General features: G+C 61.8%; 20 protein-coding genes, 2 tRNA genes and 3 pseudogenes. 6 read left to right on the top strand and 19 right to left on the bottom strand.

What is annotated here, in order from left to right:
* Nucleotides 1–72: 72 nt before the first annotated feature.
* From ACQB61_RS13290 to ACQB61_RS13310, 5 genes and pseudogenes are all read right to left on the bottom strand, one after another.
* Nucleotides 73–1,128 (bottom strand): ABC transporter substrate-binding protein, encoded by a 1,056-nt coding sequence (locus tag ACQB61_RS13290; protein ID WP_430514370.1) that lies wholly within the window; start codon nucleotides 1,126–1,128, stop codon nucleotides 73–75.
* A 498-nt stretch (nucleotides 1,129–1,626) separates the two neighbouring features.
* Nucleotides 1,627–2,393 (bottom strand): annotated as a pseudogene (locus tag ACQB61_RS13295) (ABC transporter permease).
* The gene (locus ACQB61_RS13300) at nucleotides 2,390–3,181 is read right to left on the bottom strand and encodes an ABC transporter ATP-binding protein (RefSeq protein ID WP_430513003.1); all 792 of its coding nucleotides are present in this window, start codon (nucleotides 3,179–3,181) and stop codon (nucleotides 2,390–2,392) included. Before ACQB61_RS13300 ends, ACQB61_RS13295 begins: the two are co-directional and overlap by 4 nt.
* A 79-nt stretch (nucleotides 3,182–3,260) precedes the next feature.
* A complete protein-coding gene (locus tag ACQB61_RS13305; RefSeq protein ID WP_430513004.1) occupies nucleotides 3,261–4,271 on the bottom strand; it encodes an ABC transporter substrate-binding protein in 1,011 nt (336 codons plus the stop codon).
* 309 nt (nucleotides 4,272–4,580) lie between these two features.
* Nucleotides 4,581–5,096 carry a MarR family winged helix-turn-helix transcriptional regulator gene (locus ACQB61_RS13310; protein WP_430513005.1) on the bottom strand — a complete coding sequence of 172 codons (516 nt, stop codon included), beginning with the start codon at nucleotides 5,094–5,096 and terminating at the stop codon, nucleotides 4,581–4,583.
* 149 nt (nucleotides 5,097–5,245) lie between these two features.
* Here ACQB61_RS13310 and hmgA point away from each other — a divergent pair.
* From hmgA to ACQB61_RS13335, 5 genes and pseudogenes are all read left to right on the top strand, one after another.
* Nucleotides 5,246–6,579, top strand: a pseudogene (gene hmgA, locus ACQB61_RS13315) (homogentisate 1,2-dioxygenase).
* Nucleotides 6,580–6,671: 92 nt separating this feature from the next.
* Entirely contained in the window at nucleotides 6,672–7,682 is a 1,011-nt protein-coding gene (locus ACQB61_RS13320; RefSeq protein WP_430513006.1) for a fumarylacetoacetate hydrolase family protein, read from the top strand.
* Nucleotides 7,683–7,708: 26 nt separating this feature from the next.
* Nucleotides 7,709–8,659, top strand: a complete 951-nt coding sequence (locus tag ACQB61_RS13325; RefSeq protein WP_430513007.1) for an MBL fold metallo-hydrolase — start codon at nucleotides 7,709–7,711, stop codon at nucleotides 8,657–8,659.
* Nucleotides 8,660–8,729: 70 nt separating this feature from the next.
* Nucleotides 8,730–10,374, top strand: a pseudogene (locus ACQB61_RS13330) (FAD-dependent oxidoreductase).
* An 86-nt stretch (nucleotides 10,375–10,460) separates the two neighbouring features.
* Complete coding sequence (locus ACQB61_RS13335; RefSeq protein ID WP_430513008.1) at nucleotides 10,461–10,658, top strand: DUF2783 domain-containing protein; 198 nt, start codon at nucleotides 10,461–10,463, stop codon at nucleotides 10,656–10,658.
* Between the two features lie 404 nt (nucleotides 10,659–11,062).
* On the opposite strand, the gene ACQB61_RS13340 is transcribed toward ACQB61_RS13335, so the two are convergent.
* From ACQB61_RS13340 to ACQB61_RS13405, 14 genes are all read right to left on the bottom strand, one after another.
* Nucleotides 11,063–11,138: transfer RNA gene (locus tag ACQB61_RS13340), tRNA-Phe, on the bottom strand.
* A gap of 239 nt (nucleotides 11,139–11,377) precedes the next feature.
* Nucleotides 11,378–12,394 (bottom strand): hypothetical protein, encoded by a 1,017-nt coding sequence (locus ACQB61_RS13345; protein ID WP_430513009.1) that lies wholly within the window; start codon nucleotides 12,392–12,394, stop codon nucleotides 11,378–11,380.
* Nucleotides 12,367–14,352: a FecR family protein gene (locus ACQB61_RS13350; RefSeq protein WP_430513010.1), complete on the bottom strand. Its 1,986-nt coding sequence runs from the start codon at nucleotides 14,350–14,352 to the stop codon at nucleotides 12,367–12,369. Before ACQB61_RS13350 ends, ACQB61_RS13345 begins: the two co-directional genes overlap by 28 nt.
* Before the next feature lie 193 nt (nucleotides 14,353–14,545).
* On the bottom strand, nucleotides 14,546–15,772 hold the full coding sequence (locus ACQB61_RS13355) for a tetratricopeptide repeat protein (RefSeq protein WP_430513011.1): 1,227 nt from the start codon (nucleotides 15,770–15,772) through the stop codon (nucleotides 14,546–14,548).
* 326 nt (nucleotides 15,773–16,098) lie between these two features.
* Nucleotides 16,099–17,709, bottom strand: coding sequence for a bifunctional metallophosphatase/5'-nucleotidase (locus tag ACQB61_RS13360; protein WP_430513012.1), 1,611 nt, complete (start codon nucleotides 17,707–17,709; stop codon nucleotides 16,099–16,101).
* A gap of 247 nt (nucleotides 17,710–17,956) precedes the next feature.
* Nucleotides 17,957–18,169: a DNA gyrase inhibitor YacG gene (yacG, locus tag ACQB61_RS13365; protein ID WP_430513013.1), complete on the bottom strand. Its 213-nt coding sequence runs from the start codon at nucleotides 18,167–18,169 to the stop codon at nucleotides 17,957–17,959.
* Between the two features lie 10 nt (nucleotides 18,170–18,179).
* Nucleotides 18,180–18,821, bottom strand: a complete 642-nt coding sequence (locus tag ACQB61_RS13370; RefSeq protein ID WP_430513014.1) for a Maf family nucleotide pyrophosphatase — start codon at nucleotides 18,819–18,821, stop codon at nucleotides 18,180–18,182.
* 29 nt (nucleotides 18,822–18,850) lie between these two features.
* Nucleotides 18,851–19,069, bottom strand: coding sequence for a translation initiation factor IF-1 (gene infA, locus ACQB61_RS13375; RefSeq protein ID WP_019962913.1), 219 nt, complete (start codon nucleotides 19,067–19,069; stop codon nucleotides 18,851–18,853).
* Between the two features lie 188 nt (nucleotides 19,070–19,257).
* Nucleotides 19,258–19,710 carry a low molecular weight phosphatase family protein gene (locus ACQB61_RS13380; RefSeq protein ID WP_430513015.1) on the bottom strand — a complete coding sequence of 151 codons (453 nt, stop codon included), beginning with the start codon at nucleotides 19,708–19,710 and terminating at the stop codon, nucleotides 19,258–19,260.
* A 5-nt stretch (nucleotides 19,711–19,715) separates the two neighbouring features.
* Nucleotides 19,716–20,231 (bottom strand): UPF0262 family protein, encoded by a 516-nt coding sequence (locus ACQB61_RS13385; RefSeq protein ID WP_430514371.1) that lies wholly within the window; start codon nucleotides 20,229–20,231, stop codon nucleotides 19,716–19,718.
* A 68-nt stretch (nucleotides 20,232–20,299) separates the two neighbouring features.
* Nucleotides 20,300–21,604 (bottom strand): histidinol dehydrogenase, encoded by a 1,305-nt coding sequence (hisD, locus tag ACQB61_RS13390; RefSeq protein WP_430513016.1) that lies wholly within the window; start codon nucleotides 21,602–21,604, stop codon nucleotides 20,300–20,302.
* Between the two features lie 98 nt (nucleotides 21,605–21,702).
* Nucleotides 21,703–22,143, bottom strand: coding sequence for a DUF2948 family protein (locus ACQB61_RS13395; protein WP_430513017.1), 441 nt, complete (start codon nucleotides 22,141–22,143; stop codon nucleotides 21,703–21,705).
* Nucleotides 22,144–22,274: 131 nt separating this feature from the next.
* Nucleotides 22,275–23,564: a UDP-N-acetylglucosamine 1-carboxyvinyltransferase gene (gene murA / locus ACQB61_RS13400; protein WP_430513018.1), complete on the bottom strand. Its 1,290-nt coding sequence runs from the start codon at nucleotides 23,562–23,564 to the stop codon at nucleotides 22,275–22,277.
* 184 nt (nucleotides 23,565–23,748) lie between these two features.
* Nucleotides 23,749–23,946: a hypothetical protein gene (locus ACQB61_RS13405; protein WP_430513019.1), complete on the bottom strand. Its 198-nt coding sequence runs from the start codon at nucleotides 23,944–23,946 to the stop codon at nucleotides 23,749–23,751.
* Nucleotides 23,947–24,181: 235 nt separating this feature from the next.
* On the opposite strand from ACQB61_RS13405, the gene ACQB61_RS13410 reads away from it, so the two are divergent.
* A tRNA-Thr gene (locus ACQB61_RS13410) sits at nucleotides 24,182–24,256 on the top strand.
* Nucleotides 24,257–24,476 lie beyond the last annotated feature (220 nt).

Here is a 24,476-nt window from a genome sequence, read left to right on the forward strand (position 1 = left end):
ACTGGCCCGGAATGCGGAGAACCGGCCCCGGCAACTGAGCCGGGACCGGACAATCTCACGCGTCAGACGTTCTTACTGAACGTTGGCGCCAACGACCTTGTCCCAGCCGCCAACAACAGCTTCCTTGTTGGCGTTCTGCTCTTCGATGGTCGGGAAGTAGGCCTTTTCATAGGGGCCAGCCGGCGGCAGGGCGTCCAGCAGATCCTGCGGGATCTTCTTCTCGGCAACCATCTGGTTGAAGCGGGCGGTGTGGCAGTAGCCCTTCACGTAACCGTTCTGGCCTTCGTCGGAGAAGATGTGCTCCATCCACAGCTTGGCAGCGTTCGGATGGGGCGCGTAGGCGCTGATGGCCTGAACGTAGACGCCAGCCAGCGTCCCCTTGGTCGGCACGACGACTTCGACCGGCGGGTTGCCCTTCAGGGTGTCACGTGCGGTCAGGGCGTTGTAGTCCCACATCACCATGATCGGCGTGGTGCCCTGGGCCAGCGTGCCTGCCTTGCCGATGACCGGAACGAAGTTGCCGGCGTCATTCAGCTTCTTGAAGAACTCGAGACCGGCTTCGCCCGACTCCGTGCCAGCCTTGGCGCCCTGCGCCATGCCCGCGGAGAGAACACCGAGAATTGCCTGGTTGGACGCGCGCGGATCACCGGCGAGGGCCACCTGACCGGCATATTCCGGCTTCAGCAGGTCTTCCCATTCAGCCGGGGTGTTGGCGACGAGGTCCTTGTTCACGATGAAGGACATCACGCCATAATAAGCGCCGTAGTAGTAGCCATCGGCGTCCTTGACGTCATCAGCAATCTGATCCCAGACGGAAACCTTGTACGGCTGGATCAGGCCTTCAGCCTTGGCCTGCGGGCCGAAGGAGAGACCAACGTCCAGAACGTCCGGGGCCTGCGGGCCGGTGTTGCCCTTGTTGGCGCGCACGGCTTCCAGCTCATCGGCGGAACCGGCATCCGGGTTCAGCTCGTTGACGGTCAGGAAGGGGTACTTTTCCTTGAAGGACGCGATGATGTCGCCATAGCCGCACCAGTCATGCGGGAGAGCGATCGTGGTCAGCATGCCTTCCTTCTTGGCACCTTCGATGATCTCTTCCATCGACTGCGCGTTCACGGCAGTGGCCTGCATGAGAGCCGCCAGGCTCACCGCTGCAGCAAGTGTCTTTTTCATGCTCATTCGCTTCTCCTCACTGTTCCGGCGGAGACATTGCCCCACCGGTGTCAACCAGTCGCCCTCTTGGCCTTTGGCCAGGGAACCCGTTTGCTGCGGCAGCGGACCTCAGGCCCAGCGCCCGGATCTCTCAAGGGCCATGGGGAGGCAGCCCTGCTGCACCACCCCGGCCCTGCCGCCGCCCTTCGCTCATTGCAGCGAAGGCTTCAGACATGCGCCTTAGAGCATCAGCATGTCAGTTCGGATTCTCTTTTGTGACAGTTTCATGAAACTCCGGCCACACCCAATATGACAGCACCGAAACGTCACAGTAAAGCCTTGAGGCGTCAAGCGTTAATGCACAGCCGGGTTAGGATTTAAGCTGTCCTCCGGCAACGCAAAACGGGCGGAATCAACCTGCCGCCCGTATGCCGTTACGTCATATGATCAATGGCATTTTAAGATTGCAAATTCACGTCAGGCCCGCGCCGAACCAGATCTGTGCGCCCAGCCGGTCATGCGCATCTCAAGCCAGGCCATGATGGCATACATGACGATGCCCAGCACCGCGAGCGCCACCAGCCCTGCCCAGACCAGAGGCACGTTGAACTGCGACTGCGCTGCCAGCATCATGTGGCCAAGGCCAGAATTGGCGGCCACTGTCTCGGAAATCACCGACCCGACGAAGGCCAGAGTAATGGCCACCTTCAGCGAGCCGAAGAAATAGGGCATCGAGCGCGGAATGCCGACCTTGAGCATGATGTCCATCTTGCGCGCGCCCAGCGCCCGGAGCACGTCTTCCATCTCAGGCTCGATGGTCGCAAGGCCCGTCGCCACATTCACGACAATCGGAAAGAAGGCGATGAGGAAGGCCGTCAGCACGGCCGGAACAGTGCCAATGCCAAACCAGATCACCAGAATGGGCACCACTGCCACCTTCGGCACCGAATTGAAGCCGATCATCAGCGGGTAGAGCCCGGCATAGATCGCCCGGCTCCAGCCGATGGCAAGGCCCAGCAGCAAGCCGCCCCCACCGCCAGCGCGAAGCCGAGAACAGTGGTGAAAAGCGTCTGCAGCGAGTTCTTCCAGATGGCAGGCCAGAATTTCACCGTGGCGGCGTAGATGTCCATTGGCGAAGGCAGGATATAGACCGGCAGCTTCAGGATGCTGCAGGCAGCCTGCCAGATGAGAAAAAGCCCGATGGTCCAGAGCCACGGGGCCGCCTTGATCCAACGCTCGCTCATGCTGCCGCCCTCGCCTCTGCAATATAGCCGCGCAGTTCGTGCACGATGTCGTTGAACCCGGCCTCATAGGTTAGATCAATGGGCCGCGGACGCGGGAAGGTAACCTCTCGCTCCACGATCACCCGGCCCGGCCTCGCGCTCATGACGAAGATCCTGTCCGCCAGATAGACCGCCTCGCGCAGGTCATGGGTAACAAGAATGGTGGTGAAGCCCTTCTCCGCATGCAGGTCGCGCATCACCTGCCACAGTTCCTCGCGGGTGAAGGCATCCAGCGCGCCAAAGGGTTCGTCCAGCATCAGCAGGGCCGGATCGTGCACCAGCGCGCGGCACAGGTTGGCACGCTGCTGCATGCCGCCGGAAAGTTGCCAAGGGAACTTTGCGCCGAAGCCCTTGAGCCCGACCAGCGATAGCAGCGCCTCGGCCTTGGCCACATAGGCGGCCTTTTCCTTGCGCAGGCGGGCGCGGTGCGGCTGCACGATTTCCAGCGGCAGCATCACATTATCGAGGGTCGTGCGCCAGGGCAGCATGGAGGGGTTCTGAAAGGCCATTCCGGCCACATTCACCGGGCCGCTGACTTCCTTGCCTGCCACTTCCACCGTGCCCGCATTGGGGCGCATCAGACCGGTGGCGAGTTTCATCAGCGTGGACTTGCCGCAGCCTGAAGGCCCGACAACGGCGGCAAACTCGCCCTTTTTCACGGACATGGTCAGCCCGTCCAATGCCAGCGTGCCGGTCTCCCCGCCGCCATAGGTGAGGCGGATATCCCGCAATTCTACAAAACCGGTCACCCGCGCCCCCAGGATATGTTCTCACAGACAGAAGCCCTCCCGGCGGCCAGCGGCCAACCGGGAGGAGATTTTCCCGGACTTACTTGACCATCCGCTCTTCAACAGGCGGCAGATAGGAGGGGTCAAAGACCTTTTCAGCTGCTGGCGGGTTGGCGCTGACGCCCATGGAGGTCTTGAGGTAGTCCATGCTCTTGGTCAGCTTGGCCATATCCACACCGCCAAAACCATTGGCTTTCACCGCCGGGGTGGCAATGGCCTGCTCGACAGCCATCTTCAGGCGTTCGGTCTCAACATCAGCGTCCAGCACTTCGTTGCGCTTCATCACATAGGGGATGGCGGCAGCCGGATCGGCAATGGCGTCGAGGTATCCCTTGGTCAGCGCCTTCACGAAGCCCTTCACGGCTTCGGGATTGGCCGCAGCGAAGTCCGTGTTCACCATCACCACGTTGCCGTAAAGATCGAGACCATTCTCAGCCATCAGAATGGTAACGATCTCGTCGTCAGCGATGCCCTGCGCTTTCAGGTTCAGGACGGACGAGAAAGAGAAGCCGAAGATGGCATCCACCTGTCCCTGCGCCAGCATGGGCTCGCGCACCGGAAAGCCGACATTCTCGATGGTGATCTTCGACGTATCAAGACCGGCCACTTCCGCGAAGGCAGGCCACTGGCCGAAGGCGGCATCCGGCGGTGGCGCCCCCAGCTTTTTGCCTTCCAGCGACTTCGGGTCTTCGGTGATGCCGAGGCTCTTGCGGCCGATGATGGCAAAGGGCGGGCGCTCATAGGCCATCAGCACGGCCTTGGCTTTCAGATCCGGCTGCTCGTCCAGCAGCTTGATCAGGGCGTTGATATCACCAAAGCCAAACTCATAGGCCCCGGTTGCCACACGCGGGATCGACTCGCGCGAGCCTGCCCCCGTGTCGATGGTGACATTGAGCCCTTCTTCCGCGAAATAGCCCTTGTCCAGCGCAATGAAGAACGGAGCCGCCGGGCCCTCGAACTTCCAGTCGAGCGTGAATTTCACATCCGTTGCTGCGAGAGCCGAAGACGCCGACAGCGCCAGACCCATCGCAAAACCCATCAGACGACGCATGCTGTTCCCCTCTGGTTTTCCCAGTTTGTGAAAACAGAGTGACGCGGGGCTGCACAGCAGGCAAGCAAGTTTTTAAGCTGCTTCCCGTTTCAGCACTGGAGCGCAACAGAAGCAGGCAGGGCATACTTTTCTTTTTCTAGTCAGACACTTAGCTGACACACGATTGGCAATGCGACCAGAGGCATCGCGGCTTTTCAGACACAACCGGATCTGTTGCCGCTTAAAATTTCGCCACCCGTGGTCTGACCAGATGAAATCCGGGTGGTCACGGAGGCCACTTAACCTGTCAAATCTATCAATTAGCTGCCTTCAGGCGCCCGAATCCGCATCCTCGTCCGGCGGCATATCCCGACCCTCGCGGATAAGCCGCCGGAGAAACTCTTCCAGTGCAGCAGCGACATCCGGCCCCAGCCCTGCCCGGAGATCCCGGTCATAGGCCATCGCCCGTTCGCCAAGCCGCTGAAACACGTCCCGGCCCTTGGGTGTAAGCGACAGTATCTCCGCCCGCCGGTCCTGCGGCGCCTTCTGCCGTTGCAGGTAGCCATCCGCTTCCAGCCCGGCGACGGCGCGGCTGACCTTCGTTTTCTCGATGTGGGAGATGGTGCAGATATCCCGCGCTGTCATCGAGCCAAACTTGCCGAGATTGGCCATCACCCGCCACTGGGTGCGCGTCAGGCCGAAGTCATCCCGGTAGACCGCCTGAAAGGAACGGCTGGTCGCCTCTGCCGCCTGATTGAGCAGATAAGGCAGAAACGCCTCCAGATCGAAACCACCTGCCTTGCCTGTCATCGTCACCCCATCTTCCGCGCCGCATGCCTGCTTCATGGGGCTGCTTCGGGCGCGCAAACTGCCATGAGTGCCCTCTCCTGTCATCCTCTCTTGACTTGGTTGCACTTGCAACTATTATCGCAGGCAACGGCCTGGGGAGCCGGCAAGAGGAGGACATCATGACAACGCACGCCCTGCCCACAGGCATGGTTCGCGCCGCCACGGTCAACGGCACGATTGAGGGCTACATGCCCGGCTTTGGCAATGACTTCGAGACGGAGGCCCTGCCCGGCGCCCTGCCACAGGGGCAGAACTCGCCGCAGAAGTGCAACTACGGCCTTTATGCCGAGCAGCTTTCCGGCACCGCCTTCACCGCCCCCGTGGCCAGAACGAGCGCACCTGGTGCTACCGCATCCGCCCGTCGGTGAAGCACACCACCCGCTTCACGAAGATTGACGTGCCTTTCTGGAAGAGCGCTCCCAACATCGTTGATGACGTGATCAGCCTCGGCCAGTACCGCTGGGACCCAGTGCCCCACGCGGATGAGTCGCTGACCTGGGTCACCGGCATGCGCACAGCGACAACAGCGGGCGACGTCAACACCCAGACCGGCATGGCCAGCCACATCTATTTGGTCACCCGTTCCATGGTGGACGAGTACTTCTTCTCCGCCGACAGCGAGCTTCTGGTGGTGCCGCAGGAAGGCCGCCTGCGCTTCTGCACGGAGCTGGGCATCATTGATCTGGAGCCCAAGGAAATCGCCATCCTGCCACGCGGGCTTGTCTACCGGGTGGAAGTGCTGGAAGGCCCTTGCCGCGGCTTTGTCTGCGAGAACTACGGCCAGAAGTTCGACCTGCCGAACCGTGGCCCCATCGGCGCGAACTGCCTCGCCAACCCGCGCGATTTCAAGACGCCGGTTGCCGCCTTCGAGGACAGGGAGGTGCCGTCCACCGTCATCATCAAGTGGTGCGGCCAGTTCCACGAGACGAAAATCGGCCATTCCCCGCTGGATGTGGTGGCCTGGCACGGCAATTACGCGCCCTGTAAATATGATCTTCGCACCTACTCGCCGGTCGGAGCCATTCTCTTCGACCATCCGGACCCGTCGATCTTCACCGTGCTGACCGCCCCGTCAGGCGTGGAAGGCACCGCCAATATCGACTTCGTGCTGTTCCGCGAGCGCTGGATGGTGGCCGAGCACTCGTTCCGCCCGCCCTGGTACCACAAGAACATCATGTCCGAGCTGATGGGCAACATTTACGGCATCTATGATGCCAAGCCGAAGGGCTTCGTGCCCGGCGGCATGAGCCTGCACAATTGCATGCTGCCGCATGGGCCGGACCGCAACGCCTTCGAGGGCGCGTCCAACGCGGAACTGCAGCCGGAAAAGCTGGACGAGACCATGAGCTTCATGTTTGAGACCCGCTTCCCGCAGCACCTGACCGAGTGGGCAGCTACCTCTGCGCCCTTGCAGGATGATTACATCGACTGCTGGGACAGCCTCGAAAAGAAGTTCGACGGCACGCCCGGCGTGAAGTGAGCGGCACCGGCCGCTCAGCACCAAACATCACACGGGGCAGCGGCGTGCCGGGGAGCCTGCCGCCCTCTCACATCAGTTTTCGGGAAAACACCATGAAACTTGCCACGCTGAAGGACGGCAGCCGTGACGGACGGCTTGTGCTGGTCAACAAGAGCTTGACCCGTTGCACCGAAGCCACCCACATTGCCCCCACCCTGCAGGCCGCGCTGGACAATTGGGCAGCGCTCACACCCAAGCTGGCCGTGCTGGCCGAAAGCCTGGAGCACGATGCCGTGCCCTCCATGCGCTTTCACGAGCATGACGCCCATTCGCCGCTTCCACGCGCCTATCAGTGGGCGGATGGCTCAGCCTACGTCAATCACGTGGAGCTGGTGCGCAAGGCGCGCGGCGCGGAGATGCCGGAAACCTTCTGGACCGATCCACTGATGTATCAGGGCGGCTCTGACAGCTTCCTCTCCCCACGCGATCCCATCCGCATGGCTGATGAAGCCTATGGCATCGACATGGAGGGCGAAGTGGCCGTCATCGTTGATGACGTGCCGATGGGGGCAAGCGTTGACGAAGCGCGGGCGGCCATCCGCCTCATCATGCTGGTCAATGACGTGTCGCTGCGCGGGCTCATTCCGGCGGAACTGGCCAAGGGCTTCGGCTTCTTCCAGTCCAAGCCGTCCTCTGCCTTCTCGCCCGTTGCCGTGACGCCGGACGAACTGGGCGATGCCTGGGATGGCGGGCGGCTGCATCTGCCGCTGAAGGTGGACCTCAACGGCAAGCCCTTTGGCCGCGCCAATGCCGGCATCGACATGACCTTCGATTTCCCGCAGCTCATCGCCCATGCGGCCAAGACCCGGCCACTGGCCGCCGGTTCCATCATCGGCTCCGGCACGGTTTCCAACAAGCTGGACGGCGGCCCCGGCAAGCCGGTGAGCGAGGGCGGCGCAGGCTACTCCTGCATTGCCGAGATCCGCATGATCGAAACCATCAACACCGGCGCCGCCAAGACGCCCTTCCTGCGCTTTGGCGACACGGTGCGCATCGAGATGCTGGATGGTACGGGCCATTCCATCTTCGGCGCCATCGAGCAGACGGTAGAGCGAAACACCTGAAACAGATTTACGGACGGACAATATCCATGAGCAAGAAATTTGCCTCGCAGGGCGACCTCACCGAAAAGACCATCAGCTTTACCGAAGTCGGCGAAGGCCTTTACGCCTTCACCGCCGAGGGCGATCCCAACTCCGGCGTCATCATCGGTGATGACAGCGTGATGATCGTCGAGGCGCAGGCCACCCCGCGCCTTGCGCAGAAGGTGATCGACTGCGTACGCAGCGTCACCGACAAGCCGATCACCCATGTGGCACTGACCCACTACCACGCCGTGCGCGTTTTGGGCGCCTCTGCCTTCAAGGCGCAGCAGGTGATCATGGGCGAAACGGCCCGCGCCATGGTGGCCGAACGCGGCCAGGAGGACTGGGACAGCGAATTCCAGCGCTTCCCGCGCCTGTTCCAGGGCCATGAAAGCATCCCCGGCCTCACCTGGCCCACCACCACCTTCAGCGACCGGATGACCGTTTTCCTCGGCAAACGCCGGGTAGACCTGATGCACCTTGGCCGCGCCCACACGGCAGGCGACATCGTGATCCACGTGCCGGACCAGAACGTCATGTTCACCGGCGATATCGTTGAGGCCCATGCTGCCTGCTATTGCGGTGACGGCCATTTCCGCGAATGGGGCCCGACGCTGGAAGCCATCCGTGCCTTTGACCTTGATGCCATTGCGCCGGGACGCGGCGATGCTGTTCTGGGCCGTGATGCAGTCAACGCAGCGCTGGACCGCACCCGCGACTTCGTGGAGAGCACCTTCCGCCCGGTGGCACGGGTTGCCGCCCGCAACGGCACCCTGAAGGAAGCCTGGGACGCGGTGCGCGCCGAATGTGATCCGAAGTTCAAGGACTACGCCATTTACGAGCACTGCCTGCCCTTCAACGTTGCCCGCGCCTATGACGAGGCCCGCGGCATCAGCCACCCGCGCATCTGGACCGCGGCCCGAGACCTCGAGATGTGGGCCGCACTGCAAGGCTGAACCAGCCCTGCAGTGCCTCGCACAGAAAACGGGACAAGAGGGAGGAGACCTCGTGGACAGACCCGCCGCAATTGCACCAGCACCAGCCAGCAAGGCTGGTGACCGCGCCCTTGCCTTCGCGCTTTACCCCTATGCACGCTCGGCCGATCAGGACCAGCCGGTCCCCGCCCGCCATACGGTGATCGTCGTCGGTGGCGGTCCTGTAGGGCTTGCCACCGCGCTCGACCTCGGGCTCAAGGGCGTTCAGGTTCTGGTGCTGGATGATCAGGAAGGCGTTGGCGAAGGCAGCCGCGCCATCTGCTTTGCCAAGCGCACGCTGGAAATCTGCGCCCGCCTTGGCGCGGCCAGGCCCATGCTGGACAAGGGCGTGCAGTGGAACAAGGGCAAGGTCTTCCGCGATGACCGCCTGCTCTACGAGTTCAACCTGCTGCCGGAAGGCGGGCACGAGTTCCCCGCCTTCATCAACCTGCAGCAGCCCTATTTCGAGAAATTCCTGCATGACCGCATTCTTGCGGCCATCGCGGAAGGTGCGCCCATCGAAATCCGGGGCCGCAACAAGGTGGAGGCGCTGGCGCAGACCAGCAACGGCGCCCGCCTCGACATCTCGACCCCGGACGGCCCCTATCAGCTTGAAGCAGAGTGGGTGATCGCCTGCGACGGCGCCCGCTCGCCGCTGCGCTCCATGCTGGGGCTGGGCTTTGAGGGGCGGGTGTTCGAGGACAACTTCCTGATTGCCGATGTGCGGATGAATGCGGATTTCCCGACCGAGCGCTGGTTCTGGTTCGAGCCGCATTTCAAGTCCGGCGACAGCGCCCTGCTGCACAAGCAGCCGGACGGCGTGTGGCGCATCGACTTCCAACTGGGCTGGAACATCGACCGCAAGCGCGAACTGGAGCCGGAGCGCGTGCGCGCGCGCGTGGATGCCATGCTGGGCGAAAGCGCGGACTACGAGCTGGTTTGGACTTCAATCTACACCTTCCAGTGCCGCCGCATGGAGACCTTCCGCAAGGGCCGGGTGCTCTTTGCCGGAGATTCCGCCCATCAGGTTTCCCCTTCGGCGCACGCGGGGCGAATTCTGGCATTCAGGATGCGGATAATCTGGCCTGGAAGCTGGCGCTGGTGGTGAAGGGCATCGCCCCCGAAGCGCTGATCGACAGCTATTGCGCAGAGCGCATCCACGGGGCGGATGAGAACATTCGCAACTCGACGCGCTCGACCGATTTCATCACCCCGAAAAGCGGCATGTCGCGCATGTTCCGTAATGCGGTGCTGGATCTCGCCGCCAAGGCCCCTTTGCCCGCAGCATCGTCAATTCAGGGCGCCTGTCCGTGCCTTGCGTTTATGACGGGCTGCCGCTCAATGGGCCGGATCATCCGGCGATGCCGCCCCGCACCAGGCCCGGCGCTCCGCTTCTGGATGTACCTCTGGGAGGTCAGCCGGGCGCGGAAGACTGGCTTCTGGCGCGGCTTGGCGGCGGCTTCCATCTGCTGGCAATCGGCACGGATGCGCCCGAAAGCTTCACCGCCCACGGCCTCACCCTGCCCTGCCTGCAACTTTCGCCGGAAGGGAACGAGCCGCTACGCGAGCGCTATCTCGGGCATGCCGCCTCCGCCGTTTACCTGGTGCGGCCGGACCAGCACACCGCTGCCCGCTGGGAGAGCTTTGACGCGAGCGAAGTGTCCATCGCCCTCGCCCACGCCCTCTGCCTGGCTTAGTGCGCCTTGCGCGAGGCACTTATGCGAAGTGAACAACCACCCCTGACAGGCTGCCCGCCCCTGGCGGCAGCCGGGATAGATGAACCATGCTGATCACAGCCCCGAACCTGCCCAACCCGGACGACGCCTACGCCAGCCTTCTCACCGCCCACGAAGGCCTGACGGAAGACGAAAGCCACGCCTTCAACGCCCGCCTGATCCTCATCCTGATGAACCACATCGGCGACCTGGCAACGCTTTCCGAGGCGTTGCTGCTGGCGAAGGAGACGGGGCTGAAGGAGTAAAGAGGCGGGCTCATGCAAGCCTCGCGGTTCTGAAGCGGCACGCCTTTGAATGCTTAAGCTCCGCAAGAGCTTAGCGCGTTCTGCGAGCCATCTATTGCGCGGGCGTCACAACACTCTCCGCACCGTCCCGGCCCCGCGCCGGGACCTGTTATTGACGCACGGCAGCTGAAACAAAGCCATAGCGCCGGCTCAAATCCCAGCTCTACAGCGGTCATCCCCTCTCACCTGCAACCCGTCCCTGACGGGTCCCGGCACAAAGGCCGGGACGGCGCGTGTGAAGAGCGCGAGACAGATTTCAACACTCACGGCCTGCCGTGAGCGTTGCAAGCAACCGCTGGCGCAATACAGCAAAAAGTGCGCAGCGCACAGCTACCGTTCTTTTATTTTCAAAGGGAGAAGAGAAGTGGTGCCCAGAGCCGGAATCGAACCAGCGACACGCGGATTTTCAATCCGCTGCTCTACCAACTGAGCTATCTGGGCCTGACTTCGTGTGGCGTGTCCGCCGGAAGTGGGGGTCTTATAGGAGATCACTCAGGCCTTGTCCAGCGCCCCGGCAAAACTTTTCGCAGGCTTGCGGCATTATTTTTCGAGCGCATTTCAAGTTTGGCTTTTCTTTATGGTTTCAACCACTTCAGAGCCAGGTTCCGCCTGTGGACAAGCGCCAGGCCGTGCATTGCAGGCTGTCCCGGCGGCTAACCGGAACAGCCTTCAGAAATGCTTCAGGGCAGCCGTTCGCCAACGGCCACGCCGGTCGCCATCCATGCGCCATCGACTGCCGAGAAGCTCCCGACGACGCCGTCAAAATTGCTGTTCGGCCCCTGCACCAAAGCGGCATTCAAGTTACCGCTCATCGTGCCGCCATCAGACACAGTCCCGCTGAAGAGGTTCTGATCCGCGAAAGGACTGACCTGCGAAATGTTGGATCCGAAGGTCCGGCCATCAAAGTTGCTTATGGTTGCAGTGCCGGTACGGGTGCCAAAATCAACGCTCATGTTGAAATTGCCAGCGGCCATATATTGCCCGCCACCATTCACCACGCTGCCGACCGCATGGCCAACATAGCTGGCGCTGCCGCTGCTCGGCAGGTCGTTCGGACCAAGAATGCGCCCTGCTGCCCAGGTGCCCAGATGCACCTGCGCCTGTTCATCCGGTGCCGGTGAAGGGTTGTCGATTGAGAAATGCGTGCCCCAGTAGCCCCATTCCAGGAAGGCACAGGTGCACTTGGTTGTCACGCCGGCGAAGATAGCGCTGTCAGCCCCATCCACCAGCGTATTGGCAATGAAGTAGCTCTTGGCGTCGGCATCTTTGCTGACGCCCCCGTCATCGCGCAGGCTGTTGCCCAGGCTTTCATTGGTCTCGATCGCCGCATAGCGGTCATTGTCGATGAAAACCGAAGCACGCTCACTCTCGGGCGCGGAGGCGCTGTTGCCAAAGGACACCTTCATGCTGGGCTGGGAGCCGCCGCCTGTGTAGTTCTCGTCTTTGAGCACAAAGGATGCCGACACGGACCGGCTGTCCACGTCAAACTTGACCGAATTGCCGAAGCTGCCAGTCGAGGCATAAGGCGTCACCACGAGGGTTCCAGCATTGCTCGTCTGCACCATGCCCGCGGCGAAGCCGGACATGTTGCGCGTGCTGCCAAGCAAGGTGGAACCTGCCACGGTGGACGACAGGTCGGCGACATGAGTGGTGGCGCTGTAGTGGTCTTTCAACTGGCTGGACGGCGGCTGCACCACATAGCTGTCAGCGTTCTGTGCCGGGCTGACGTTGCTGCTGAGGATGAAGTTCTCCGCATTGCTGCCGAAGGCATAGGTGCCATCAGCCCCTGCCAGAGACCCGATCTTGCCGGAAAAACTCCCCGTAGCATCAAGGCTGACAGACTTGTATCCGCCGCGCCGCGCGCCCGACAGAGCAAACTCGCCCGAGCCGTCATCCTTGATGCCACCAAGGAAAAGGAAATGGCTGACTGCTGTGTCGAGGACACGCCCTGAATCGAGAAGGATGCGGCCAGTGCCAGCGGTGGCTCATCGTTCAGGTCCGAGCCCCCTTCCAGAACCAGAAGGCCGGAGTTGGCAACGCCATCGAGGAATGTGGTGCCCAGATCCGCTGCCACGAGCGGGTTCAGGAAGAGAGCACCGGTATTGGCGGGAATGACACTTCCATCCGCACTTGCTGTCCCCAGCGAGAGAAGCTGCTGGAGATCCGCCGTAAGCGTGTAGGTCCGCAGGCGGGACTGGTTCATCACGTCAAAGGAACCTGGCTTTCCACCGAATGCAAGAATTGCATCGGAGAAGTCGCTCTCAAAGACCGGCGAGTCCCCTGCTGTCTGAGCATTCTGATAAAGCAGCGCAATGAAGCCGTCGCTGCCCCGGTAAAAGATACCGCGCCCGTTTGCTTCAATGTCACCATCTTCCGAAGCGTCGACCGTCAGCCAGGACGGAATGCCGGACTGGCTGAACTGCCCCATATGGATGCCCGTGTCCGTCATTACCGACTGGAAATAGGACAGGCCCGAAGCTGAGGGAATGCCAACCGTGATCGTTTGCCCACCGACCTTGCTGGTCAGGAAAGGATCGCCATCGGCCGAGGAATAGGCCCCCGGGGAAACACCTGCCTCTGGCAGCGTGACCGTGAACTCTTCGTCTATGGCATCCGCGGTCCGGCCAAGAATGCCCTGGCGTCCCGGGTTGAAAAGGATACCAGCCAAGCCAGGCAGCTCGAGATCACTGCCTCCGCTCAGTGCCCGCAAAGTGACAGTCCGGGGTTCTGGTTGAGGCTCTGGCTCAGGCTCCGGCTGAGGCTGGGGTTCTGGCTGAGGCTGAGGCTCTGGTTGAGGTTGAGGCGCGGGTTGTGCCGTTTGTTGCGGCTGCGGATCCGGCGTCTTCTCGATCTCGTTCTCGACGTCAGGCAATGCCGTCGCCACAACCACCTCCGGCTTCGGTGGCGGCAAAGTGTTAATCACGGCAAGGTTCGAATTAACAGAAGTGATACCGCTTTGGGCCACCGCCTCGTTGGTAGGAGGACGCGGTGCGCCGCCATTCTGCCCCGGCCGGCTGGTCAGGGATTGCTGCAGAGACCCAAGATCCGCCTGGGTGGTCGGGCGTATTTCTGGCTGGCTGCTTCCGCGCGCCCCGACAACCATGGTGTATCCGGGCTCATAGATCCGCTGCCTGGTGCCGTTAGGACCGCTGAACGTCAGCTCCCTGCCGAAAACAAGCGAGAAAGTGCCGCCGTCCTCACGCACCTCGAGATTGGCAATGCCTCCCCGGATGCCGATGGTGCCGACCGGCGTGCGGACATTTACTCCGCCCTTGTTTTTCGAGAGCTTGCCGCCAACAAACCTGGCGACGCCCTTGCCCATGCTGGCCACCAGCTTCCCTGTGCCGGCTTCCGGATCAAAGACAAATTCGTCAATCACCAGGTCCGAATTGGCCCCGACGGTGAAGGTTGACCCATCGACAAACAACACCTGCACCAATCCCGAGCCGCCGGTCTTGATGCGTTCCTTGTGATAGATGTTGTTGCCGAGCATGATGGTGCGCAAACCAGCACCCGGCGCAGTTCCTTGCGCATGCGGATTGACAGCCGTAGCAACGCCAACCTCTGTCGAGGCCATCGCGGTGGTCGCCAGCAGAGCAGGCAGAAAACTCGCAGCAACAGCAAGAGAGCGCGCAACGCGGAGGTGGCTGATCATGGCTTCAAACCTCAAAACCGGCGCATGACAGACAGCATGCCCGATGCATTGGTGTAATCATTCAGGTCATAATTGGATTGCTGGCGGCGCAGCTCGCCCGTCAGCCCGAGAGCCATCTTGCCTTCACCCAACGGCATCAACAGCGACGTGCGCAGCCAGCCCTCGTTGTCACGCTGGGCCTTGTTGCGATTGATCAGGCTGTCCGGCTCATTGTAACCACGGTGCAGATAGCCCCCTCCACATCCACGGACCAGGGCACGGCTGACAGCTTGAAAGGCGAGGCAAAGCGGTACGTGCCGCCAACGGCAAGGCCTCCAGCCGTATTGGATTTGTAAGCCTTGTTCGCCGTCACCACATCGCCAAGCAGCGTTATCCGGGCCGTGAAGGTTTCCGTCAGCCGGTACTGATAACTGGACGCCAACCGCACCGCATAGCCTGCCCTGTCGGAGAGGTTGGGCTGCTTCGCTGTATCGTTGAACCAGTTCTGGCGCACCTCGACGCGAGACTGAATGCCTGCACGCTCACTCAGGTTCACGGCAACCCGCGCACCGGCACCGAAGCCGCCGCTGTAGTTCGCGCCATCCAGGCGGATGCCATTGGCGATGCCGTAGATCCCAAGCCTTGCGTCATCCAGGCCGAAGCGGGCGAGATTGAACGACGGCCCGAAGGTGATCTCTGCCATCTCCGTATCAAGACGGCTGATGTCACCGTAGCGCGCACCATAGAAAATCAGGTCCGCCTCAAGCCGGTCACCCTGACTGGCAAGATCGTAGGAAAAGCGCACGTTTGCGGACAGGAACGCATTCACGTCCGCCTTGCCTGTTCCCGCATCATCAAGTGTGAAGGCGGTCCCGTTAAGATTGACGATGCGGTTCTCAGGCGCTGCGTTTGCATTGCTCTGTCCGCGCACTCCGGCAGTGATCAGGCCACTGACCTTGGCCGGAGCTTCCTGCTCCTCAATCGCTGCAAGGAAGTAATTCACGCGCTTCGTCACTTCCGGCGGCACATTGGCGCCAGAGATTGCGCTTTCAAAGTAATTGCGCGCCATGTCCTTGGCGCCGAGGCGCATGTAAAGCACGCCCAGTTCCAGCTGCACACGCGGAAGGCCCGGTGCATAGACAAGCATGCGTTCCAGCGTCCCGATAGCCGCTTCGTGGTCGCCGATTTGTGCCGAGACCATCGCGTATTCAAAGGCGATATCAAGATTTTGCGGCTCTGCCAGCGTAGCCTCAAGAAGCTGCTGCTGGCGCGCTGCGAGGTTTGCCGCGGGAAACTGCTGTGCCTGCGCCGCTCCATTTAAGGAGACCGCGCCTAGCGCCAGACCAAGAGCAAGAAGACCGCCAAACCGGCGTGTCCTGCCATTGCGTCCGGCGGTGCGGCAAGTCTGCATCCGCTGTGAATTTGCCCCTGTACTTGTCACGTTCCCCGGCATCCCACGCTTTACCAGATTTTAAGATTGCCCCGTGCTTGAACAGATACATGAGAGTCCCGCCGGAGCAAACCTGCAATACCGCCTGGAGCACTTATCCCACCGTGCGTTGATCTGCGGCTACACCTCACCTTGTGAAACGCAAATCCCTGACGCAAAAAGAGAAATGGCACGGAAATCGAATTTCCGCGCCATTTCTGAGCCCGTGGCTTTTTCAGGGTGCATCGCCAGACGCGCGTTCGGCACCGGTCCGGCACAGTCACATGGGGCAGGCTCTGCGGTCAGGACCTGACGGCCCTGACCGGAAGCTCTGGCCTTTACTGCACTTCCGTGACGCGGCCATCCGTGAACGGGGTGTAGGCACCGCCATTCTTGGCGATATAACCGGCCAGAACTTCCTCAAGACCCGGACCGAAGTCATAGGCATTCATGCCGCCCTTGGCGAAGACGGCATAACCATCACCACCGCCACGCATGTAGTTGTTGGTGGCAACGCCATAGACCTTCTCGGGCTCGATCGGAGCCCAGCCTTCGCCATTCTTCACCTCAACCTTGAGGATACGCTCGCCTGCCGGCTTGGATTTGGTCCACTCGTAGCGAAGACCTGCGACCTGGGGGAAGCGGCCTGCGCCTTCCTCGACCTTGGACACGCCATTCTCAAGCGCAGCCACAACGTCCGAGCCCTTGAGCTGGAAGGTCGCCAGAGTGTTCTGGAACGGCAGAACAGTCAGAACCTCGCCCATGGTGATTTCACCCGAATCGATGGAGGCACGCAGGCCGCCGCCGTTCTGGATGACGATCTCGACGCCCTGCTCCTTGACGCGGTCAAGCATGGCTTCGGTCACCAGATTGCCCATCTGGCACTCGGAAACACGGCAGGTCTCGCGTGATCCGTCGATGGCAGCAGTGGTGGAACCGATCACCTTGGCCTTCAGCTCTTCCAGCGGCTTGGCAAGCTCGGCCACGCGGGCAACGACAGTCTCATCGGGCTTAACGGAGGCATCCAACAGGATGGGATCACCCTTGGCCGACACCAGATCGCCGTTGTCGTTGAAGGTCAGCTCGACCTCGCCCAGATACTTGCTGTAGGCATAGGCGGTGACCACCGGGACGTCCTTGCCATCCGGATTGGCCACAACGGTCGGGTAAGGGCCTGCGGCCTTATCGTCGCTGTTGGACAGCAGCGTGTGCGAGTGGCCGCCGACGATGGCGTCGATGCCGGAAACGGCACCGGCGATCTCCTTGTCACGCAGATAGCCGACATGGGTAAGCGCGATGATCTTGTTGACGCCCTGCGCTTCAAGCTCTTCAACGGCGCCCTTGAGGTAGTCTTCAGCCTTGGCAAAGGCCACACCCTTGCCCGGCGAAGAGGTTTCCACCGTGTCTTCGGCGAGAACGGAGACGATGCCGATCTTCTGTCCACCCACTTCCATAACCACGGAGCCGGGAACCTTGTCCTTCAGCAGCGGTTCGTTGGAAACATCGGTATTTCCGGAAATGACAGGGAACTTGACCTCCGTGAGGAAGTCAGCGAGGCCCTGCGGACCGTCATCAAACTCATGGTTTCCGACGGCCATCACGTCATAGCCGATCATGTTCATGAACTCGGCAGCCGCCTTGCCCTTGTAGGTGGTGTAGAAGAGCGAGCCCTGGAACTGATCGCCAGCGTCCAGCAGAATCACGTTCTTGCCGGCATCCGTCAGAGCCTTGCGGCGCTCCTCGACCTTGGTCTTGATGCGCGCCACGCCGCCAAAGCACGCGCCCTTGGCATCGTCCTCGGCACTGCAGCCAGAATCGGACTTGTTGATCTGCTCGATGCGGCTATGCAGGTCGTTGGTATGCAGGATGGTGACCGAATAATCGGCCAGTGCCGCCCCCATTGCCATCGTGGCAAAAAGGGCGGTTGCGCCAAGAAGCATCTTTTTCATGTTCGCCTCGCCTGATGGAAGCCTGCTGTGGCCTCCGTTTTCTACACAGCCGCCCTAGCACAGCTCTGCGACAGTTTTATTCGCAGCAGCGCGCAAGATGGCAGGCCAGCCCTCCCGCCTTCCGCTGAACTATGACAGCGTTTGTGACAGGCAGGCCTGATTATGACAGCGGAAAATTTTTCAGGACAAGATGATTTTTTCAGCAAGCCTGCCCGGAATTTCACGAGGCAGGCCGTCCCGGCCGGAATCAAAGGCCTTCGCCACCTTCCGAGCCGTCATCAACATCGTCATTTTCGACGGCGGGAATGCTGTAACCCTCAACCATCCACCGGTGCAGGTCGATCTTGGCGCAGCGTTCGCTGCAGAAGGGGTAGTCTGCCTGGGTGGAAAGCTTGGAGCAGATGGGGCATGGCCGCATGCGGCGGCCTTGGTCCCCTGCATTGCCGGATGCTGAGGTCATCGCGGCCCCCTCACGCGGGCAGCTTCAGCGGATCGCGCCACAGGGCGCGGACATCCAGGCCGGCAGAAGCCAGCATGTTGACCGTCTCATAGAGCGGCAGCCCAACGACATTGGGATAGGAGCCGGTCAACTTGACCACAAATGTGCCCGCAAGGCCCTGGATGGCATAACCACCCGCCTTGCCACGCCATTCGCCGGACGCCAGATAATCGTCGCCTTCCCGGCGCGACAGCTTCTTGAAGCGCACGCGGGTCTCCACGATCTTCGTCCGCACGGAGCCAGACGGAGCAATCACGGCAAGTCCGGTCAGCACCCGGTGGCCACGGCCTGAGAGCAGTCCAAGGCAAGCCTCTGCCTGCTCGACCGTCTCAGCCTTGGGCAGAATACGGCGGCCGGCACAGACCACCGTGTCAGCCGCCAGAATGACGGCTTTCGACAACACGGCATCTTCCGCCAGCTGCTCACGCACGTGACGGGCCTTGGCCTTCGCCAGACGCACTGCCAGAGCGCGCGGCGTCTCTCCGCGCAGCGGAGTCTCGTCCAGATCAGCCGGGATGAGATGCTGCGGCTCGATGCCGGCTTGCTGCAGCAAAGCAAGACGGCGCGGCGAAGCGGAGGCCAGAACGAAGGGAACGGTAGCAGTGTCGCTCATATGTGTCTCGCTCCCGGCCGGACAGCGGCTTACTTGAAGCGGTAGGTGATGCGGCCCTTGGTCAGGTCATACGGGGTCATCTCGACGAGAACCCGGTCGCCAGCCAGAACACGGATGCGGTTCTTGCGCATACGCCCTGCAGTGTGAGCAATGATTTCATGGTCATTTTCAAGACGCACGCGGAACGTTGCGTTGGGCAGCAGTTCCGTGACGACGCCCGGAAACTCCAGAACTTCTTCCTTAGCCATATGGTATCCCGGTTAAACCGATCCTGAGGTGCGCGGAACCTATAGGATCAAAGCAAAAAAGTGAACAGGGCAATCTCCGCGCCGGTGATTTTCCATCGGGCGGGCCGTCATGCGGACTTGCCGGTTCAGGCGTGAGGGCGGGAAAGGGCCGCTTCGCAGCAGTTTCCCAGCTCTTTCGCTTCTCTCTATCACCCGCTGGGTGGCGGCGTCCAGCCCAGCCGCTTCTTGATTTTCATCATGAGCTGATCGCGCACCGCCCGGTAGGCGTCCAGAATCTGGTCGCGGCTGCCCGAAACGATGGTCGGATCCATGGTCGGCCAGTATTCCACATCCACTGCATCTGCACGCGTGAGATCAAGAACCTTGTGGTGGGCTTCCGGCGAAAGGGTGACCACAAGGTCAAAACCGGATTCGTCCAGATCCTCCAGCGTCTTCGGCTGGTGGTTGCTGGCGTCCATGCCGATCTCGGCCATAACGGCATCCACGAACGGGTCACGCTCGCCCTTGCGCGCACCAGCAGAGCGCACATAGATCTGGCCAGGGAACAGACTGCGGGCGATCGTTGCAGCCATGGGAGAACGCACAGCGTTCATGCTGCAGGCAAACAGGACCGCAGTCGGACGGGAGCCCGGCCCGGTCATGCTGCTCAGCCCTTCCAGTGCAAGGCATAGACAAGGGTGAAAAGGCGGCGGGCTGTGGGCTGGTCAATGTCCACCTTGCCCTCAAGCCGCTCTTTCAACACCATTGCCCCCTCGTTGTGCACACCGCGGCGGCCCATGTCGATCGCCTCGATCTGGCTGGGCGTCGCATGGCGGATCGCCTGATAGTAGCTCTCACAGATCAGGTCGTAATCCTTGACCACACGGCGCAGCGGCGTCAGCGACAGCACGTGGGTAGCCACATCCTCACCACCCTCACGGCTGATCTGAAACACCAGCTTCTTCTCCACGACAGACAGACGCAGCACAAACCGGCCGCCATCATGCCCGCAGGGGCAGAAGCTGTTTTCCTCGATCAGATCATAGATGGCGACTGCCCGGTCATGCTCGATGTCAGGGCCAGCACGGGCGATAGACGTCTCATCGAGAATGACGTCGATGAGACGGCCGGAAGCATCTTCGCCGGACCCATCTCCGGCGCCGGAGGACGCACTGCTTTCCATCAAGGTCATACGGCTCGCACCTTCCCCGTCAGAGCCCTCAATATGCGATCCTCCCTCGGGCCGTTTCCTTATTCTGCACCCAGATTGAGGCGGATGGAAACAGACCTTGCATGTGCGCTGAGGCCTTCTGCCTCGCCCAGAGCAATTGCCGCGGGCCCAAGAGCACGAAGGCTCTGCGCATCACACTTAAGGATCGACGTCCGCTTCACAAAGTCAAGCACAGACAGGCCAGACGAGAACCGGGCTGAACGTGCCGTAGGCAGAACATGGTTGGAACCACCCACATAATCACCGATAGCCTCCGGCGTGTGACGGCCAAGGAACACGGCACCTGCGTTGCGCACGCGGCCCAGCAGCGCCTCAGGATCTTCCACTGCCAGCTCCAGATGCTCCGGCGCCAGCCGGTTGATCAGAGGAATGGCTTCTTCCAGATCCTTCACCATGATCACGGCGCCGAAATCGCGCCAGCTCGCCGAGGCCACCTCAGTGCGCGGCAGCGTCTTCAGCTGGCGCTCCACCGCCGCTTCCACGGCAGTGGCCAGTGCTGCGTCATCGGTGATCAGGATCGACTGGGCCACCGGATCATGCTCTGCCTGCGCCAGCAGGTCAGCGGCCAGCCAGTCGGGATTGTTGTCCGCATCGGCCACCACCAGCACTTCGGAAGGACCAGCGATCATGTCGATGCCCACGGTGCCGAAGACGCGGCGCTTGGCGGCGGCCACATAGGCATTGCCGGGGCCGACGATCTTGCTCACCGGCGCAATGCTATCCGTGCCATAGGCAAGAGCGGCCACAGCCTGCGCACCGCCAATGCGGTAGATTTCCGTGATCCCCGCCACTTTGGCTGCCGCCAGCACCAGAGGGTTCAGCACCCCGTCCGGCGCAGGCACCACCATGGCGATACGCTCTACCCCGGCGACAAGCGCAGGCACCGCATTCATGAGAACGGAGCTGGGATAGCTGGCAAGGCCACCGGGCACATACAGGCCAACAGCCTCCACCGCCGTCCAGCGTGAGCCAAGCTCGACGCCGAGGGCGTCCGTGTAGCGGTCATCCTTCGGCATCTGGCGGGCATGATGCGAGTGGATGCGGTCACGCGCCAGTTTCAGCGCATCGAGCGTTGCCGGCTCGACCGCCGCAGCGGCAGCCTCGATCTCTTCAGCCGTCACCCTGAGCTCTGCGATGGAACCAACGCTCACCCGGTCGAAGCGGTTCGTATACTCCACGACGGCCGCATCGCCGCGGGCACGCACATCTTCCAGAATGGCGCGGACGACCTGATCCACATCCTCGGACGCCTCGCGCTTGCCTGCGAGCAAGTCCTTGAACCGGGTCTCGAAATCTGCATCTGCGGTGGAAAGCCGGATTGCCACGTCTGTCTCCTTGCAAGGCCATTTCGCGGCGCCGGCTCACCCTGCAAGGTTCCGCGCCGCTGATCGCTGGCAAACCTGCGCCTGCCAGCCGGAAAATCTCAGTCGAGTTGATGGTGCGGTTTGTTGGGGGTCGCCCAGGCGGCGCCAAGATCCGTCAACTGCGCTTCGATGCACTCCACATCCAGCGCCAGCGTACCGCCACCGGCAAATTCCAGCCGTACCGTACCGGAAGGGGCTTCCGCGTCCTGTTCGAAGCGGATGGCCAGCAGCGACAGGATGGCACCTTTCGCCTCCTGCCGGATATGGGCGGCGCGCATTGCCGTCACCCGGGCAAAGGCAAGCGCAGAACGGCGCCTTTCATGGGTGCGCGAGCGCCGGTCCTCCGCCTTGTCCCAGACAAAGCGGTTCATGGCGACCACCACCTTGCGCTCCTTCGGCAGGTAGCGGATATCGCCAACAGTCAAAACCGCGTCCTGCACATGGGCGGAAACCACGGCCAGATCTTCCTCATCGAGGGCGGCAAGTTTCAGCAGGTCCATGGGCGGCTCTGTCTCCGGAAAGCTTCTGAAAAAGGACGGGAGAACTCCCGCCCCTTCAATCCGTTGCCTAGCGCGTCCGGGGCCGTTTGACAATGCGGCAGGCAGTAACCAGCACCTGCCGCATGCCAGGTTTATGCCGAGATGCGCTCGATCATGGCGCCGCAGCGGCCAAGCTTTTCTTCCAACCGCTCGAAGCCACGGTCGAGGTGATAGACGCGGCTTACATTCGTCTCGCCTTCAGCCGCAAGACCGGCAATCACCAGCGACACGGAGGCACGCAGGTCCGTTGCCATCACCGGAGCACCGCGCAGGCTGTCCACGCCGTCAACAATCGCCGTCTTGCCGTCGATGCGGATGCGGGCGCCAAGGCGGGCCAGCTCCTGCACATGCATGAAGCGGTTCTCAAAAATAGTCTCGGTGATACGGCTCTGGCCGCCCGCCCGCGTCATAAGCGCCATGAACTGGGCCTGAAGATCCGTCGGGAAACCCGGGAACGGCTCTGTGGTGATGTCCACCGGCGCAATGCCATTGCCATTGCGGTAGATGCGCAGGCCGTCTTCCACTTGCGTGATGTCCGCCCCGGTCTGGCGCAGCACGTTCAGCGCCTCGTCCAGAAGCTCAGGCCTCGCGCCCTGCAGCACAACATCGCCGCCCGTCATGGCAACTGCCATGGCATAGGTGCCGGTTTCGATGCGGTCGGCAATCACCGCATGGCGGTGGCCCTTGAGGCGCGGCACGCCCTCGATGCGGATGGTGGAAGTGCCGGCGCCTTCGATCTTGGCGCCCATGCCCTTCAGGCAGTTGGCAAGGTCTTCCACTTCCGGCTCGCGGGCAGCGTTTTCCAGAATGGTCTCGCCCTTGGCCAGCGTCGCCGCCATCATCAGCGTGTGGGTGGCGCCCACGGAGACACGCGGGAAGGTGATATGCGCGCCGGTCAGCCCCTTGCGTGCATTGACCACCACATAGCCCGCTTCGATCTCGATCTCGGCGCCCAGCTGCTTCAGGCCGTCAATGAAGAAATCCACCGGCCGCGTGCCGATGGCGCAGCCGCCCGGCAGCGACACGCGGGCCACGCCCATACGCGCCACCAGCGGGCCAATGACCCAGAAACTGGCACGCATCTTCGACACCAGCTCGTAGGGCGCGGTCGTGTCCACAATGGCACGGGCCGTCAGATGCAGCGTCTGGCCGCGCAGCTCGTCAACGCCGGTGCGCTTGCCATCGACCGAATAGTCCACGCCGTGGTTCGACAGGATATGCGTCAGTTGCGCCACATCGCGCAGGCGCGGCACGTTTTCAAGCGTCAGCGTCTCGTCCGTCAGGAGCGAGGCAATCATCAGCGGCAGGGCCGCATTCTTGGCGCCGGAAATCGGGATGACGCCATTGAGCTGCGCGCCGCCGATGATCTTGATGCTGTCCATTGAACCACCTGATTGGGCAGGTCTCAGGCCTGCCAGCAAATAGAAAACTGGCCCGGCTCTACACCGGGATAAAGGCTGAGGCAAGGCAGCGCAGTACGCTGCCCTGCCTGTCTTGCTTCCACCTTGCAGCCGCATGCGGAACCCGTGGCTTCCCGCCACTTCCGCACACACTCAACTCATGCCGTCACACCTGCGGCACCGCGTCCCCGCTATGCCCGGCCGGTGCTTCCACATCTTCTTCTGCCTCGAGCGGCCCTGCCACAGCCTCGCGGCGCTGGCGGTCCGCCGCCTTGCGCCGCTTCAGATTCTGCCGCAGCGCCTCGGCAAGGCGCGCCTCGCGCGAGCCGGGTTGAGGCCCGTTCGGCTTGTTCTGCCTGGTCATCGCCATCCCTGCTGTTTCGATTTTTCAAGGAATACCTTATGCTTTCCGCCACCGGAAGGCACCTCCCTTCCCTTCCCGGCAAACTGTCCACAGGCACGCAGAAAAAACAGCACGATAAGCGCTTGCCATGTCCGGCCTTCTATGGCACAAGCCGACCCGTTCGCGGCGCCACACTACGCCGGTCACGAACGGCCTTCCGGCTCACCGGAAATGGCCAGCGGGTCCGCCCGGAAATGCTGCAGTAGCTCAGTGGTAGAGCACTCCCTTGGTAAGGGAGAGGTCGAGAGTTCAATCCTCTCTTGCAGCACCATCTCTTTATCTTATTTTTCAATTACTTCGCAGTTGGCCTACATTAGACCAACCGCCCAGCATACAGTATTTTGGGCACTATTTTGCGCACTCGTCTCACCATTGACAGAACCGATGAATTACAAAATGCTGGCAAGCATGACTGACAAGCCCCCTTCCATTCTGGCTTGAGTTCATCAAGAGCTTCCTCTCAGACCTGACCGGAACGGCCCTTATCGTCA

Source organism: Pannonibacter phragmitetus, assembly GCF_050510895.1.
GTDB classification, from domain to species: Bacteria; Pseudomonadota; Alphaproteobacteria; order Rhizobiales; family Stappiaceae; genus Pannonibacter; species Pannonibacter phragmitetus_B.

What these genes read in the sequence shown, in the direction of transcription:
- ACQB61_RS13290 (WP_430514370.1), bottom strand. Translation starts at nt 1,128, where the DNA reads ATGCAGGCCACTGCCGTGAACGCGCAGTCGATGGAAGAGATCATCGAA.
- ACQB61_RS13305 (WP_430513004.1), bottom strand. Translation starts at nt 4,271, where the DNA reads ATGCGTCGTCTGATGGGTTTTGCGATGGGTCTGGCGCTGTCGGCGTCT.
- ACQB61_RS13310 (WP_430513005.1), bottom strand. Translation starts at nt 5,096, where the DNA reads ATGAAGCAGGCATGCGGCGCGGAAGATGGGGTGACGATGACAGGCAAG.
- ACQB61_RS13320 (WP_430513006.1), top strand. Translation starts at nt 6,672, where the DNA reads ATGAAACTTGCCACGCTGAAGGACGGCAGCCGTGACGGACGGCTTGTG.
- ACQB61_RS13325 (WP_430513007.1), top strand. Translation starts at nt 7,709, where the DNA reads ATGAGCAAGAAATTTGCCTCGCAGGGCGACCTCACCGAAAAGACCATC.
- ACQB61_RS13335 (WP_430513008.1), top strand. Translation starts at nt 10,461, where the DNA reads ATGCTGATCACAGCCCCGAACCTGCCCAACCCGGACGACGCCTACGCC.
- ACQB61_RS13350 (WP_430513010.1), bottom strand. Translation starts at nt 14,352, where the DNA reads ATGATCAGCCACCTCCGCGTTGCGCGCTCTCTTGCTGTTGCTGCGAGT.
- ACQB61_RS13360 (WP_430513012.1), bottom strand. Translation starts at nt 17,709, where the DNA reads ATGAAAAAGATGCTTCTTGGCGCAACCGCCCTTTTTGCCACGATGGCA.
- yacG (WP_430513013.1), bottom strand. Translation starts at nt 18,169, where the DNA reads ATGACCTCAGCATCCGGCAATGCAGGGGACCAAGGCCGCCGCATGCGG.
- ACQB61_RS13370 (WP_430513014.1), bottom strand. Translation starts at nt 18,821, where the DNA reads ATGAGCGACACTGCTACCGTTCCCTTCGTTCTGGCCTCCGCTTCGCCG.
- infA (WP_019962913.1), bottom strand. Translation starts at nt 19,069, where the DNA reads ATGGCTAAGGAAGAAGTTCTGGAGTTTCCGGGCGTCGTCACGGAACTG.
- ACQB61_RS13380 (WP_430513015.1), bottom strand. Translation starts at nt 19,710, where the DNA reads ATGACCGGGCCGGGCTCCCGTCCGACTGCGGTCCTGTTTGCCTGCAGC.
- ACQB61_RS13385 (WP_430514371.1), bottom strand. Translation starts at nt 20,231, where the DNA reads ATGGAAAGCAGTGCGTCCTCCGGCGCCGGAGATGGGTCCGGCGAAGAT.
- ACQB61_RS13395 (WP_430513017.1), bottom strand. Translation starts at nt 22,143, where the DNA reads ATGGACCTGCTGAAACTTGCCGCCCTCGATGAGGAAGATCTGGCCGTG.
- murA (WP_430513018.1), bottom strand. Translation starts at nt 23,564, where the DNA reads ATGGACAGCATCAAGATCATCGGCGGCGCGCAGCTCAATGGCGTCATC.
- ACQB61_RS13405 (WP_430513019.1), bottom strand. Translation starts at nt 23,946, where the DNA reads ATGACCAGGCAGAACAAGCCGAACGGGCCTCAACCCGGCTCGCGCGAG.